The sequence below is a fragment of the Terasakiella sp. SH-1 genome (assembly GCF_004564135.1).
Classification (GTDB): Bacteria; Pseudomonadota; Alphaproteobacteria; order Rhodospirillales; family Terasakiellaceae; genus Terasakiella.
Genome location: NZ_CP038255.1, coordinates 170,679 through 186,113, shown reverse-complemented (window position 1 = coordinate 186,113; position 15,435 = coordinate 170,679). Strand labels below are relative to the sequence as shown.

The 15,435-nt window shown below is 47.7% G+C and carries 15 protein-coding genes; 10 read left to right on the top strand and 5 right to left on the bottom strand.

Features of this window, described 5'->3' with window-relative positions; all coding sequences use genetic code 11:
* Positions 1-34 precede the first annotated feature (34 nt).
* The 10 genes from E4K71_RS18120 to E4K71_RS00795 all read left to right on the top strand — a co-directional run bounded on the left by E4K71_RS18120 (position 35) and on the right by E4K71_RS00795 (position 11,319).
* A complete protein-coding gene (locus E4K71_RS18120; protein ID WP_167730134.1) occupies positions 35-1,339 on the top strand; it encodes a caspase family protein in 1,305 nt (434 codons plus the stop codon).
* On the top strand, positions 1,336-2,232 hold the full coding sequence (locus E4K71_RS00835; RefSeq protein WP_135075167.1) for a hypothetical protein: 897 nt from the start codon (positions 1,336-1,338) through the stop codon (positions 2,230-2,232). Before E4K71_RS18120 ends, E4K71_RS00835 begins: the two co-directional genes overlap by 4 nt.
* Before the next feature lie 86 nt (positions 2,233-2,318).
* Entirely contained in the window at positions 2,319-4,325 is a 2,007-nt protein-coding gene (locus E4K71_RS00830; RefSeq protein ID WP_135075164.1) for a HAMP domain-containing methyl-accepting chemotaxis protein, read from the top strand.
* Positions 4,326-4,391: 66 nt separating this feature from the next.
* The gene (locus E4K71_RS00825; RefSeq protein ID WP_135075161.1) at positions 4,392-5,075 is read left to right on the top strand and encodes a response regulator transcription factor; all 684 of its coding nucleotides are present in this window, start codon (positions 4,392-4,394) and stop codon (positions 5,073-5,075) included.
* A complete protein-coding gene (locus E4K71_RS00820) occupies positions 5,065-6,444 on the top strand; it encodes an ATP-binding protein (RefSeq protein WP_135075158.1) in 1,380 nt (459 codons plus the stop codon). Before E4K71_RS00825 ends, E4K71_RS00820 begins: the two co-directional genes overlap by 11 nt.
* Positions 6,445-6,499: 55 nt before the next feature.
* Entirely contained in the window at positions 6,500-7,996 is a 1,497-nt protein-coding gene (locus E4K71_RS00815) for a serine protease (protein WP_135075155.1), read from the top strand.
* Positions 7,993-8,805 (top strand): DUF4384 domain-containing protein, encoded by an 813-nt coding sequence (locus tag E4K71_RS00810; RefSeq protein WP_167730169.1) that lies wholly within the window; start codon positions 7,993-7,995, stop codon positions 8,803-8,805. Before E4K71_RS00815 ends, E4K71_RS00810 begins: the two co-directional genes overlap by 4 nt.
* Complete coding sequence (locus E4K71_RS00805; protein WP_135075149.1) at positions 8,802-10,205, top strand: tetratricopeptide repeat protein; 1,404 nt, start codon at positions 8,802-8,804, stop codon at positions 10,203-10,205. Before E4K71_RS00810 ends, E4K71_RS00805 begins: the two co-directional genes overlap by 4 nt.
* 1 nt (position 10,206) lies before the next feature.
* A complete protein-coding gene (locus E4K71_RS00800; protein ID WP_135075146.1) occupies positions 10,207-10,830 on the top strand; it encodes an LPP20 family lipoprotein in 624 nt (207 codons plus the stop codon).
* An 18-nt stretch (positions 10,831-10,848) separates the two neighbouring features.
* On the top strand, positions 10,849-11,319 hold the full coding sequence (locus tag E4K71_RS00795) for a hypothetical protein (protein WP_135075142.1): 471 nt from the start codon (positions 10,849-10,851) through the stop codon (positions 11,317-11,319).
* Between the two features lie 19 nt (positions 11,320-11,338).
* Here the strand turns inward: E4K71_RS00795 and E4K71_RS00790 are convergent, their stop codons facing one another.
* The 5 genes from E4K71_RS00790 to E4K71_RS00770 are packed head-to-tail and all read right to left on the bottom strand — an operon-like array spanning position 11,339 to position 15,432.
* Entirely contained in the window at positions 11,339-12,469 is a 1,131-nt protein-coding gene (locus E4K71_RS00790) for a response regulator (RefSeq protein ID WP_135075139.1), read from the bottom strand.
* A gap of 18 nt (positions 12,470-12,487) precedes the next feature.
* The gene (locus E4K71_RS00785) at positions 12,488-13,414 is read right to left on the bottom strand and encodes a PAS domain S-box protein (RefSeq protein ID WP_135075136.1); all 927 of its coding nucleotides are present in this window, start codon (positions 13,412-13,414) and stop codon (positions 12,488-12,490) included.
* An 8-nt stretch (positions 13,415-13,422) separates the two neighbouring features.
* Positions 13,423-14,025, bottom strand: coding sequence for a chemotaxis protein CheX (locus tag E4K71_RS00780; protein WP_135075133.1), 603 nt, complete (start codon positions 14,023-14,025; stop codon positions 13,423-13,425).
* Positions 14,018-14,389, bottom strand: coding sequence for a response regulator (locus E4K71_RS00775; RefSeq protein WP_135075130.1), 372 nt, complete (start codon positions 14,387-14,389; stop codon positions 14,018-14,020). Before E4K71_RS00775 ends, E4K71_RS00780 begins: the two co-directional genes overlap by 8 nt.
* Positions 14,390-14,403: 14 nt before the next feature.
* Entirely contained in the window at positions 14,404-15,432 is a 1,029-nt protein-coding gene (locus E4K71_RS00770; RefSeq protein ID WP_135075127.1) for a two-component system response regulator, read from the bottom strand.
* Positions 15,433-15,435: the final 3 nt, after the last annotated feature.

Genomic DNA, 15,435 nt, shown 5'->3' with positions numbered 1-15,435 from the left:
CAGATTTATATTTCTGTGAAAACTGGTTGACCTGATGATGAATAGCCTGCCCAGCCGTATCCTGTGTGCTTTCCTGCTTTTGTCCCTCTACTCGCTCCCCATAACAGGGCCTGATGAAGGGCTATTTATTTCCTCGGCAATGGCCGATGGGGATGGAGACAGCGATGGAGACGGGGATGATGGTGACGACGGAGATGACGGCGGAGACGGTGACGGAGATGGCGGCGGAGACGGTGGCGGCGGAGACGGGGGTGCCTCAGGAGATAGCGGCGGTGGCGGAGACAGCGCTGATGGGGGCGATAGTTTCGATGAGGATTTCTATGTTCAGGAAAATGAATATCTCGAAGCCCGTGGTTTCATTGAAGCCCGCCAAATCGGTTCTGCCTTTTCCCTGAGCGAAGAAAAATCCTATCTTGCCAGTCGCTGGCAAAACACCACATATGCTGGCCTGCAAATGCCAAATTATATAGGAAATACACCTGCACAGCCTCTTGCCCCGCAAGTCGCTGCGGGTCCCGGCCTGTCAAACTTCCCCCAAACACCTGTGATTTCGGATTTTCCCAAGGGCAATGCACGCCCGGATGACATTGCCGTTATTATTTCAAATGCCGATTATTCCAAAAACGCCAGTGATATTCCCGACGTGCGCCCCGCTTATGCCGATGCCAAAGGCTATCGCCTCTATGCCGAACAGACCTTGGGCATTAACCCCAAAAACATCATCGAGATCAAAGATGCCACCCAAGCCCAGATGATCCGCGTTTTTGGCACAAAGGACAATCATCAAGCCCAGCTTTATGATTGGGTCAAACCCAACCGCTCCAATCTCTATGTCTTTTATGTCGGTCATGGCGCACCAGATACCAAGGCAGGCATGAGCTATCTTGTCCCCAGTGATGCCGATGCAGCGCGCATTTCGCTAAATGGCTTTTCCATTGAAACGCTTTATCGCAACCTGTCTCTCATCCCCGCACGCAAAAGAACAGTGGTTTTAGAAGCCTGTTTTTCAGGTAATAGCCAAAGCGGTCAGATCGTCGAAAAAGCTTCCCCTGTCTTTATTCGCTCCCGTCAAACAACCGTGCCGCAAAATATCACAGTTATTACCGCAGGGGGACCGCAACAAATTGCATCCTGGGAACCAGATGGCACCCACAGCCTGTTTAGTAAATATTTCCTGCTGGGTGTAAGTGGTGAGGCGGACCGTGCACCTTATGGCAATCAAAATGGCGATGTCAGCATGACAGAGCTGAAAGCCTATCTTGATGAAACCACCACATATTGGGCACGTCGTTATTTTGGGCGTGAACAACATGTCCAGATTACCGAGGCAAAATCATGAAAAAGACTCTTCTAACCCTTGGCCTGTGTTTCATCTTGTCCGCCTGTGCAACAGATGGCCCTTACAAAAAAACAGCTACATTACAGAATTTGCCCCTGCCGACTTATCATGTTGGAGATACCTTTATCTATACCAACGGCTATTCTGAAACCGTTAAACAGGTTGAGGGCGAAAAAGTCACCTGGCAAGCTGGCAGTTCCACAGAAATAGTGAATTATCGCAATTTCCTGTTGCCTTCCCTCTCCTGGTATAATCATGAAAAACAGTCCCATGCCGTCATTCGCGAAACACCCGATATGATGTTCCCCTTAAATGAAGGTAATGATGAAGGTTTCACCGTTTCACGCACTGTAACCAACAAACTGGAAGACAGCGAAAAAGAATATCATCAACGCTGGGATTGTTCTGTCGAGGGAAGCTATCAGGTCACGGTTGCCGCCGGTGCGTTTGAGACCATGAAAATTTCCTGCTATCGTTTTTATCGTTCCTGGTTGCGCCAAAAACGCATTTTCTATTATGCCCCGTCCATCAATCACTATGTCTTGCGCGAAGATCAATTCAGATCACGCCCCAGCCATAAAATTGAATTGGCAAGCTATATCCCTTCCCTGACATTTCTGTCAGCCGCTGACCAAAAATCACTGCAAGAAAGCTTTCAGCTTGCCATGGAACAAAATGTCAGCGGTATGGAGATCACCTGGTTTGGCAAAGGCAATCGCGCCCAAAGCCGCATTAAACCCATCAAGTCGTATCGAACAGATCGTGCCCTGTTTTGCCGCACCTTTGAACAGTCGATTAGCTTTGGTCAATTCCAGCGTAATTTCTTTGGCAATGTCTGTCGTCATAATGATGGCATTTGGCGCTACACCCGTGTCAAAACACACATAGGATAATAGAAAAAACTTTTATATGTCAGGCACCTGTAAGTTTACACCTTCATTATATCACCCAACATTGATTTCAGTATTAGGTGATAAAAATGCTTTCTCTTTTTCTGCATATGAGTGTGATGAAACGACTGGTTTTAATCTCCGTTTTCTTCTTGCTTTCATTTCTGAGCTTGGGGGGGGTGTATTTTCAGCTCACCGCCTATCAGGAAGAAACCTATTTGCAAAAATCGCGCTATAATCAGGCCCTCAAAAATATTCGCGCCCTTGGCAATCATATGCTGACAGCACGCTATACGGAAAAAGAATATGTCATTCAGCCCAAAGACAAATACGAAAAACGCCAAGGCAATACAGCCAAACAGGTTGACCTGCTCATTGCCCAATTGGACCAAGAGCTAAATAGTCCCAACGAACAAACCCATATTGAAGAAATCCATCAAAAGATGAGAGGGTATTTCCTGCATTGGGAACGCTTCCTCAGCCTTAATAAGACACTGGGCTACAATAAAAAAAGCGGCCTTTATGGGAAAGCACGCCACGCCTCAAAAAGCTTGGCAAAAGCAAGCCATGATATTTTTGAGCGCAATGAAACTTACATGGAAAGCCTTGGTCAGTCAGACGACCCCTTATTTGCAATGGTCGCCAAAATCCGCAGAGGTGAGATGGAGCTTTTGGCCCGAAAAGATGCAAAATATATCCATGAAGTCACCTCAGAAGCCCAAGCTCTGACACAAATACTGAAAAGCAACTTCCTGCAAAACAATGACCAAAGAACACTGGAACGTACCTTAAACAGTTATGTAACGGACTTCACCCAAATGGCATCTTTGTATATTAAGCGGGGAGAACAGGCGGGCCTTTTTAAAACCTTCTACAAGCCAGCCAGAAAACATCTGGACGCCCTTGAAAAAATCATCGCCGAAAAAAGTGCTATAGCAGACACTGCCTTTGAAACCGGTGCGGCCAAAGGACGCCTTGTTTTCCTTGGGGTGATCGCTTTTGGGGGAAGCCTGTGTCTTATCCTCAGCCTGATGACCGGGCGAACGATCTCCACCCCCTTACACCATCTGGTCGATACCACCAAACGCATTGCAGCAGGGGAACGTTCCGTTGTTATCTCCGCGCAAGATCTGAAAAATGAAATTGGCGATATGTCGCGTGCTCTTGCGATTTTCCAACAAAATGCCGCCCAAATGGAAGACATGCGCCAGCAACAAGAACAGCTCAAACAAAAGGCTGACAAGGAACGTACAGATATGATGCACCAAATGGCTGAACGTTTCAGAAATACCGTCACAGGTGCTATGGAAAGCATGAGCCATGCGGCACATAACTTACAAAACACAGCCCAGTCCCTGTCCTCTGCCTCCAAACAAAGCCTGTCTCAAGCCAATCATGTGGTGGCCAGTTCACAAACCGCTCATCACCGTGTTGATCAGGCAAACCTGAGTGCCTCCAGCCTGAACCAGTCCATTCATGAAATTCGCACAAATACGGATCGTTCTGCACAATATTCCAAACAAGCTACCGAACGTGCACAACTGGCTGATACGGAAATTCAGGGGCTTGCCAGTGCTGCTGGCAAAATTGGCGAAGTCGCCTCCATGATTGCAGATATTGCAGAACAGACAAATCTGCTGGCCCTCAATGCCACCATTGAAGCTGCCCGTGCCGGTGAAGCTGGCAAAGGCTTTGCCGTTGTGGCCTCAGAAGTTAAAAATCTCGCCAATCAAACAGCACAGGCAACCAAGGATATTTCCGAACAGATCAACAGCATTCAATCCGCCACCCAAACCGCTGTTAGTTCTGTACAGGCTGCGGGTAATGCCATTGATGAGGCCAACCAGATTGCCTCTGAAATTGCCATTGCGGTCAATGAACAGGCAAAAGAAACCGCGAATATCACCGATAATATGAATGAAGCCTCGACCCAAACCACAACGACATTAAATGCCGTAGAAGATGTGATCCAAGCCTCAGATCATGTTGGAGACATGGCAAATCATACCTTAAATGCCTCTGAAGAGATTTCTCAGCTCAGCATTGAATTAACAAAAGGTGTGGATGATTTCCTTCAGGCATTGCAAAATGGATAATTGTCAGCTCCCTGTCAGACTTCTACCCTACCCTTAGAGGCGCTCAGGGAGTGAAGGAAAAAGACCATGAAACTGCTTATTGTTGAAGACAACCCCGAACTTTGCAGCCTGTTACAGGAAAGGCTGCAAAAAGAAGGCTTTGCTGTTGATGCCTTCAACGAGGCTGAGGATGCCTATAGCGTTCTGGACACCATGCGCTATGACTGCATCGTGCTGGACCTTGGCTTGCCCGATGGGGATGGGCTGGATATTCTCACCGACTTGCGGGCCAAACAAAATATGACACCTGTATTGATTCTCACTGCACGTGACGGATTGGAAGACCGGGTGAAAGGCTTAAATCTGGGGGCAGATGACTATTGCCTCAAACCCTTTGAGATGGAAGAACTCATTGCCCGCATTCGCGCTCTTTTACGTCGCCCTGGCGGAGCCTTGGGTGTTGAGCTAAATGCCGGTAATCTTACCTTTGACACCGTATCACGCGAAGTACAAATCGATGGTGATGTCATTGCCTTGGCCCGACGTGAGCTGGATGTGCTGGAAGAACTCATGCGTCGTTATGGCCGTGTGGTCTCCAAACAAGCCCTGGAAGAAAGCCTTTATGGGTTTAACGAAGACGTGGGATCAAATTCTGTTGAAGCCCATATTTCACGGCTTAGAAAAAAATTGAACAAAACAACGGCAAGTATTAGCGTACATACCATACGTGGCGTAGGTTATATTTTGGCGGATAATACGGATGACGACTAAAGCCCCTTCGTTGGTACGCAACATTATTCTTTCACAAGCTGTTTTGCTTGGTCTGTTTTTCGCCATTGCCGTTGGCATGCTTTATAATGAATATAAGTCTGTTGGTGCAAACTTACGTGAAGGCACCTTGCGTACACAGGCCGAAGACATCTCCCGTGCCCTTCATATTGACGCCAATAACCTTCTTTCTCTGGACCTGCCCGACAGTCTTGCCCAAGCCTATTATAAAGGCGGCAGTATTTATCTGTTTACGGTCTCAGATACAAACGGCAAACTTCTGTTTGCCTCTGATGAACGCAACTTCCCGCTCTATCCCTTTGATCCCAACACATCAAATTCGCAATATTTCCAGTTTGAAGATATCGCACAGGAACTGACCTATTTCGGGGCAAGTTATCAAGTCCAGATTGACACCCGTACCGTCTGGATTCAGGTCGCGCAAGATGAAAGTCATTATGATATTCTGGCCGATACCCTGGCTGATGAATTCTTTGAAAACATCGGCTGGATGCTGCCCTTTTTCTTCATTGCGTTGTTGCTTGGCAGTACCTTGATCTTGCGTATCACCATTAACCCGCTCCACACCGTATCGCGCAAGGCCCAACAAATCGGCCCCTCCAACACCGATATCCGCCTGCCGGAAAAAGGCGTCCCGACAGAGGTCCTACCCTTGGTCCAGGCGATCAACAACGCCTTGGAAAGGTTAGAAGAAGGCTATCAGCTCCAACGCCGTTTTACCGCTGATGCCGCCCATGAATTGCGCACGCCATTGGCCGTGTTGAATGCCCGCATTGAAAGTGTAGACGACCCTAAACTGGCCCTGCTATTACAAAAAGACACCAAAGTCATGACCCGGCTGGTGGCCCAGCTTCTCAAAGCAGCCCAGCTCGATAGTCTGACAATCACAGCTGATGATCAGGTCAACTTACTTGAATGCAGTCAGGATGTGGTGAGCCTGCTGACCCCCTTGGCGGTTAAACAGGGTAAAATGCTGGAAGTAGAAAGCGAGGGGGAAATCCCCCCCATTCAGGGAAATTATGATGCCATTTATCATATGATGCGCAACCTTCTGGAAAATGCCCTGACCTACACGCCCAAAGACAGCACCGTCACCTTGATCCTGAAAGAGACCCCTGCCCTTATTATTCGCGATCATGGCCCCGGCATCCCTCTTGGGGAAAAGGATAATCTGTTTAAACGTTTCTGGCGTGCGGATCGTACAGATACCCAGAAAGGCTCCGGCCTTGGGCTTTCCATCGTTGCTCAAACGGTGAAACTCCACAACGCGTCAATCGAAGCGGACAACCATCCAGAAGGCGGGGCAGTTTTTACAGTCACTTTTTCTAAAAAACATCATCCTGTCAGTTAGCAGTCAGCTTCACGTGCCATCCTTACCCTGAATTATAAAACTATTGGGTTTGGATATGACCAGATCATTTAAGACAAAGATATATTTTGCCCTCAGTCTCTGGACATTCGCTTGCCTATCAGCCTCACCAGCGACAGCAAATGACACAGAACGTTTTAAGCTGTTCTTACAAACAGACCAGCCAGAACAGGTCATCACTCAAGCCGACCCAAATGACAGAGAAGAAAATCTTTTGCTCGGTGAAGCCTATCTGCAAACCGGGCAAATCCACAAAGCATTGGAAGTTTTTGAGGCCGCACAGTTTCAGGTTCTGGATAATGACGAAGCTGTCTATCTCGGGCTTGCCAAAACCAAACTGGCCTTGGGCAAATTTGATCATGCCCGGCGTCATTTAAAAATGCTGCGCCATTCCGTTTCGCACAAGGTTGACGCCGAACTGGTACTGGCCGCTATCGAAGAAATGTCCGCACATGCCCCCCAAGCACGCAACAGGCTGGAAAAGCTCCATCGTCAATATCCAAATCACGAAGCGGTTGTTCTGGCCTATGCTTCTTTCAATGTCAAACAACAGGCCCTCAACGAAGCCAGCCGCGTTTTAGAGCATTTTCTCCAAACCACCCCCACCAGCGCCCAGGCGGCTAAAATGCTCGCCAATATCTATCAGCAATGGGGGTTGAGCGATAAGGCACAGACCTATTTTAAAATGGCGGCCCACCTTTATAAACAGGCTGGCAATCACCTGCTTGCTGAACAGTTTGCCGCCCTTAGCCCCACCCGACACGTACAAGCACAACCTGTCAAGCAAACACAACAGCTTCCCCCGATCAAAGCTGCCCCGGTTCAAAAAGTTGTGCGAAAGAATCTCGCAAGCCCCGTCCCCCTTCCCTTTAAACGGGGAACAGCTCTTAAAACAGGCAGTGGCTTTATCATTGGGCAAGGCCAATATATCGTCACCAACCGCCATGTGATTGACCACTTGTCCTCCCCCAATGACAAAATCGCTGTGCGCAATGGTCTGGGTGAACTGCATATGGCAACCATCTATAAGGTCTCCACCAAAGACGACCTTGCCATCTTAAAAACCGATCAACCGTTTCAAGCCGATTATGCCGTATCTTTAAACCATCTTGCCCGTGCAACACCGGGCTCAGAAGCCATTGTGATGGGCTTTCCTTTAATGGACCTTCTAGGTCAGAACACGCCTTCTTTAACAGACGGCATTGTCAGTAAAGATAGTGGTCTGGGCGATGATCAGCGCACCTTTTTAATTTCTTCAAAAATGAACAAAGGCAACAGCGGTGGGCCGATTTTTAATAAGCAAGGGGCCTTGATCGGTATTGCCGTGGCAAAACTGGATGTCATGGGTGTCTATGAAGAACGGGGCCATTTGGCCGAAGATATGAATTTGGCAATCAAGGCCAATTCCTTGCGTGACCTCATAGCAAGCAAACCAACACCAACAACGGCCCTGCCACAAAATATGTCACTGGAAGACCTTTATCAGCGCATGTTGCCAAGCGTCGTCCTGATTGCATCCAAGGGGGTCTCATGAAACAGTTTCTCACATCCTGCCTTATCACGCTTGTCACTTATTTCCCCGCTTATGGGGAATGGGTAAATGTGCAAGGCAGCAGCTTCTTCGGTCCCGAAACCGCCCAATCCACCGCCTGCCTGCGCGCCGAAGCCAAGGCCAAACGCACAGCCCTTGAACAAACCACGGGGGAAAGGCTGCTTGCTGATGACCTCATGATTTGTAATGAAAGTTCTGAACAATCAAACTGCACCCTTAATCGCCTCACCTGGTCACTGGCCGATGGGGAAATCCGGTCGATTAAAAACCGCACCTCTTCCCTTTCTGAAATTGCTGAAGGCGTACGTAAATGCACCGTTCACCTGCAAGCCGATATTGCCACAGAGCGTGGATTTCACGATGCCTCTTTTGATTTAGGGGTCACACTCAATCAAAGCATGTTTCGCCCCGGTGAAGAACTGACCCTGAGCCTTGCCCCAAGTCAGCCCATGTATATTCAGGTTTTTCAATGGCTCCCTTATGAGGAGGACCAGCCCGTCTTGCGCATTTTTCCCAACCGATTTGAAAAGGATGCTCATTTCAAAGGCGCAGGGACCATCCCGCGCAGCACGCATAAGGAATCCTATGCACTCGCCTTGGCCCCGCCTGCACACATTCAATCGACACAGCGTCACTGGGATGAATATCTCATGATCATTGCCACACGCCAGCCCCTGTCTTTGCGTTCCCAATATAGCCTGACAGAGCTTCGCACCAAATTGTTGGAAATCCCGCGCAGCGACAGTCGCATCATTAAAAAAGGTTACACCATCCTTGGAGGCTCCCTATGAAATATATCTTCACACTGGCGGTCTGCCTCATCACCTTAAATGCCTGTACGACCCCATCTTATGTGGAAGAAGGTAAAGACGACCTGTCGCTCAATCCGTTAAATGAAGTCCATTTCAAAGTCTATGACAGCTATAAGCAATCTCCCCCCAATTGTGTGGCTGTCCTGCCCCTGACAAATGAGCATGACAACAGCGAAAAGGCTTCCCTGTCCTTTGATGAAGGCAAGGCTGTGCGTCAAGCTTTTTATGCCCATCTTGCCCCACAGGGCAAACGCGATATTGAACTGCCGCGCGTTGATTTTCTGCTCAACAAACTGGATGAGAAAGATACCGACAAGCTTGAGGCTATGAAAGGGGTGCTCAATTGCGATGCCATCATCCGGGGCAAGCTTGTTGAATTTGAAAGCCAGTTCTTCGGTGTTTATTCCCGTGTGGCCGTGGGCGCAGAAATGGAAATGGTGCGCCTTTCTGATGGCGAGCTGTTATGGAAAGCCCGCCATATCGCCCAAAGCCATGGCGGTGGTGTTTCCCTGTCTCCCATTGGTTTGGCCATGGGCATTTTGGATGCGGCCACCAATATGGAAGAAGAACAGACCCTGCGTCTGATTGATGATCTTTCACGCCGACTGGTCAGCACCATTCCCGATGACAATATTGCGGTGCTGGATGAGCCCATTGTCGAAGAAAAAATCGTACTCACCCGCTATAAGGAAGAAACACTTTCAGACTTCCTCAACACCCTGTCAGATCAAGAAACAGAAGCCCAGATTAAAACCCTTGAAGATGCACTCCAGACCAAACGCTTTCCCTTTGGGGAACGCCAGGCCCTGCATGAACAGCTGGTTATTCTGGATGCTAAAAACCCACAACGCCACAATGATTTTGCCCGCTATCTCGCCCATGCAGGCGATTATAGTGAAGCGATCAACGTGACCCAAAACTCCATCGCGCTCAACCCGCAAGATGACCAAATTCATTTCTTGCAAGGACGCCTGCTCAGCAAAACGTCACAATATCCAGAAGCCTTGTCAGCTTATCTTAAGGCAAGTGCCTTAAATGAAAAGAATGCCGAATATCTCAACGGTATTGGATATGTAAATTCCCTTCTGGGCCACCCTGACAAAGCCTTTGCAGCCTATCAAATGGCGCTGAAACAGGACCCGGCCAATGGCTATGCCTATTACAACATGGGGGTAACATTACAAAATGCCGGGGAACTCAATGAAGCCGCAGATGCCTATTACGGGGCCGCACTGGCCTATATCAAACAGGGACGATTTGGGCAGGCGCAAAAAACATTAACCGATCTGAACGATCTATCAACACAAGGGATTGACGTTTCAGGCGAAGTTCAACTGATCAATGATGCCATTAGCGCATTAGGAAAAAAGGAAACATAACATGTTCAAACTCAAACAAACCTCCTGTCTTCTCACCGCGCTTGCCTTAGGCGTCAGCGCTTGCTCCACCCCGGAACCCGGCACACCGGAAGCCGCCCTTCTTGCCCATGAACAGCAAATGGAAGCCAAGGCAGACAATGTCGAAGACACCATTGATGAACTGCCATCCTGGTATCTGAGCCCGCCCAAAGATGACATCAGCGCCTATGGCGTGGGCACAGCCACCTCCTCAGATGTACAAATGGCCGTTGATAAGGCCATGCTCAATGCCAAACGATCCCTGGCCGATGCCATGAAAGGCAAGATCAGTTCCAAGATGAAAGAATTTGTCACTGAAAGCGGTACCGATGAAGACAGCCAGGTCATCAGCGAAGTCGAACGTGTCACCGCCAACCTGATTACCGAGGTGGACCTATCCGGCTTCATGCGGGAAAAGGTCGAGGTCAAACCCATGGGCACGCAATATCGTGTCTATGCCATGATCCGCTTCCCCCTTGGCAAGGCCAACCGCATCATGGTTGATAAAATCAAGAAAAACGCCCGACTGGAAGCCAAGATCCGCTCAGCCAAAGCCTTTCAGGATTTAGAGCGCGAAATTCAGGAAGCACGCAACAAACTCAACTGATGAATGAAGGGAAGGTGCATGATGATATATCGTGCTTTTTCAAACTTGGCTCTTGGTGTTGCCCTGTTACTGGGCAACACACACAGCGCTGAAGCCAAATGGCTCCTCACCGCGCAAGAAGCTGAACTGATCGGGAAACAATCCCAGATGCAGGAACCAGCTGCCTCCAAACCGGGGAATGGCCCCAAAATTCTGGTGAGCAATCCCAAGCTGTTGTCCAAAGTCACCCCGCCGATTGATATTTCGGTCTCTTTCACACCGGGCCAAAGCGGCCATCAACCGGATATGAAAAGCCTGAAAGTTATCGTCGTGGGCTTCTTTGATTTTGATATTACAGATCGCGTGCGTGAATATCTGCACGGCACCAAGCTGGATGTTAAAGATGCAGCCTTCCCATCTGGTCGCCACCGCATTCGCATGCATATCAAAGACAAACAGGGCAATCCAAACGAGAAGGACCTGATTGTAACCGTTGCCAATGGTGATTGATCCCTACAGGAAAGAAAAATCAGCTTTTCGCAAAATCCATAATACGGTTCAGAATATCCTTCAGTTTGCTATCTAGGTGAAGGCCCTCTTCATAATGGGTCTGGGATTTTTCAACGCTGTCATTCACCATGCGGATCAGCTCTTGTTCCTGTTCTTCCATCAGGTCATAGGCCAGGAAACAAGATTGAAGATCATCGAGCATATTTTCGCTGATATGTTTGTTAACCCGCTTGTGTTCTTCCTGTGCCTTTTGCAGGGCAAGCAACTCCTGTTCGGATTCAACCACCAAAGCCAGAAGTTCCTTATTGCGCTTATTAACAGCTTCACGTTCCAGAATAATGCGAATTGTCTGATCGCAGCTATCCACCAAAGCCGCCAGATGATCCCGATAGCGCCCGGTTTTTTCTTCATCATCCACAGGCATTCCCCACATCACAACAGTGACATGAGGATAGGCAACAACCAGACAGTCCTTATAAGACTTAATCCGGTCCCCTTCCAAAGAGCGTTTCATCAAATTCAGCTGCAAGGGCGAGACAATCCCTGTTGAGCTTTCATTGAGTTCCAGATCATCGACCCGAATTTGCACACAACAATTTAAAGAGAAATTTTCCATAGAGGATACAACATGATCAGCCAGTTCCGGCAGGTCTTTCACCTTGCGGCACCCTTTTTCAAATTCCAGCAACGCCCCAAGTTCAGCCGTATTAGTCATCGCAGACATGGCCGTTTGAAAGGCCATGTTTTTGTCATCACTTAACGAGCGATGTCTTTCGATATTCTTGATGGCAATACGGACTTTTTCCAGCAAAGGGGCAGGTTCAATCGGCTTGATCAGATAATCGCTGGCCCCGGCATCAAAGCCTGCCATAATTTCATCCAAAGAATCATTGGCCGAAATGAAAATCACTTCAATATCCTGCGTTTCAAGATCGCTTTTGATTTCCTTACACACTTCATAGCCATCCATGCCCGGCATATTAATATCCAGCAGCACAATATCGGGATGACTGGATGAAACAAGTTTCAGGGCCTGTTTCCCATCTTTAGCAGCCAGCACTTTAAATTCTGGTTTGAGATTTTCTGAAATAATCTGGATGTGCTCAGGTGTATCATCGACCACTAAAATTGTGTTTTGGGCTTCACTCATTGCTCTTCCTGCCTCTCTTTAATCAGCCTGATCATTCCAGATTTCTTCATATGGAATGGGACGGCCGAGTTCTTTCGTCAATTTATTGATTTCTTCTTTTAGTTCAATCATGCGGATTTCACGATCGACCATGGCATCGTTAAATTGTTCAAGCTCTCGCGTTCTTGAACGCAATTCCTTTTCATTTTGTTTGCGCAATGTCACATCCTGAATGATGCTGACATAATGGGCTTGCCCCTCTAATGTCATGACATTGACATCATATTCAATAACCGTTGTTTTCCCCGTTTTCGTCGTAAGCACCTGTTCATATCTGTGTTCCTGCGGGGTCTTTTCCCCCTTGGAAAATCCATACATATCAGTTTCAGTTAACAGGTCTGTGATTTTACGATTGATCAAATCATCCTGCTGACAATCAAAAATTTCCAATGCAGCAGGGTTCAACGATTCAATAATCCCGCTTCGATCAGTGATCACAATCCCGTCTTTTACCGTATTGAAAATAGCCTGAAAACGCTCACTTGCACTTTTCAGCAGGTTCTCCCTCATAACTGTCTTACTGACATCTTCAATCTGGATAAGGCAGTATTTCTCCCCCTCCTCATCAAAAAATGGCTTAATCGTCACATTTTGACAGATTTCAGTCTGTTTCCCCTCCATTTGATCTTTCCGTTTTAAGGGGAAAAGCCTTTTATTAAGGGAATGAGATAAGAAGGAGGCCATACCTTGATCAATGGCCCGTTCTGTCGACTGGATAATTCGGCTTTTTTCCAGTTCAGGAAAAATATCAATCAGCCTCTGGCCTTCTGCATCATGGGCATGCGTGTGTGTCACAATCGACATCCAGTCATTCCACAGCACCACCTTAAAGCGGGTATCCAGAATAATAACCCCGCCAACAATAGCGTCAAAAGCAGCACGTGATAACCAACCAAACTTATCCATAGATCACACTATATATTCTGCGTCACAATGTTTTTAAGATATTGCTGCAATTCAGCCATACCTTCGATACTCAGGATAATCACGATATAGCCATTGATATCACTTTCACTCAGGCGGAAATTCACCTCGATAAACAGGATTTCCTGATCTTCCTTTCCCTTGAAGAGTCGACTGGCCTGTCCAGAGGCATAAACCGGCAATTCCCCGATAAAACGCCCTTCAAAGGCATCCGCCAGACTGGACAAGCAGCTATTTAAAATCATATTGCCAATTTCAGATAAAGCTTCCTGTTCCACTTCCGAGGCGCTTGCCTCGTCCATTTCTTCGCCCAGCATTTTACGTACAAGGATCAGGCTTTCAGCTTGTGGAAAAAGCAGCATAATCTGCCCGGGTACAATCCCGGAAAAACGTTCCGAAATCACCGTGGCCTGATGGCCCAGTTTCTCATCGACCAAAGCAGAAGCTTCGCGTTCAGACAGCGTGTGCAAATTGGGCACAAACATGTCAATTTTTTCCTGAACAAGTTCACTCAGTCCCGCAGCGGCCTGCCCGACGGCAATGTTTAACAGCTCGATAAATATATCTTTTTCAAGGTCATCAAATTCAGCCATCCGTTTCTCCCACCTGTTGGAGAAAGCTGCGGATTTTTTCAGTCGTTACCGGCTTGGCAATAAAGGCTGCTCCCAACTCCTGGGCTTTTTTCTGACTTGCATCCTGAATATTGGCTGTCAAAATTGCCAAATGGGCCTCAGGCAATTGTTCCCGGATTTGCATGGCCAGCTCAAAACCGTTTGTTCCCGGCATATTCACATCAATGAAGAAAATATCATAGGAATTCCCCGCAAGCATTTTCAGCGCTGCCTCAGCACAATCTGCCTCGCTGATCTCTACATCACTTTGAGCTTCCAGAATCGCTTTTTTAAGCAGCATTCTTGCAAAATTGCTGTCATCAACAGTTAGGATTTTATACGCCACGTTTCCTCCAACCTCTAAGCAAACTCGATTGTTTCTTCATATTTAGTTTTGATTTTACAAATTTCATCAATGAGATTGTTAAACAGTCCCACCAACTGCGGATCAAAATGCTGCCCGCTTTGTTCATTGATAAATTGAACAGCATCTTTCACCGCCCAGGCTTTTTTATAAGGCCGTGCCGTTGTCAGAGCATCAAACACATCAGCAACGGCAATGATACGACCAAACAAAGGAATATCTTCGCCCTTCAAATTATAGGGATAGCCAGAGCCATCCCATTTTTCGTGATGGGCAATCGCAATATCATGGGAAGCCCGCATCAATTCAGATGATTCCTCCCCCAAGATTTTAGCACCGATTGCCGGATGCTCACGCATTATCGCCCATTCTTCATCGCTTAATTTACCGGGCTTGAGCAAAATACTGTCCGGCACACCAATTTTGCCCACATCATGCATGGGGGCGGCATGAAAAACCAGATCAACCACATGTTTGGGAAAGTTTAATGCTTCGGCCAACAGGCGGGAATAGTGGCTCATTCGAATGACATGCAGGCCAGTTTCATTATCGCGATATTCCGCAGCCTGCCCCAAGCGATGGATCACCTCAAGGCGTGTTTGTTCCAGCTCTTCGGTACGTTGGGAAACCTGTTTTTCCAAGGTGCGATTTTGGTCATAAAGCGCAAGATGGGTTGCAACACGGGCACGTACAATTGCGGGGCGTATCGGCTTGGTGATATAATCAACTGCCCCTAACATCAGCCCCTTTTCTTCATCTTCAACTTTTTCAAGGGCTGTCACAAAAATAACCGGAATTTTTGCGGTTAATGGATTCTTCTTTAAGGTTTCACACACCTCATAGCCATCTATTTGCGGCATCATCACATCCAGCAAAATTAAATCCGGCATCTGTTTGCCACAGGCCAGCTTGATCGCAGTCACACCCGATGTTGCGGCAATTACTTTATATTCATCGCCAAGCGCGTCTTTTAAAAGATCAATATTAAGCGGCGTATCATCGACGACCAAAACTGTTTGCTTCATAGC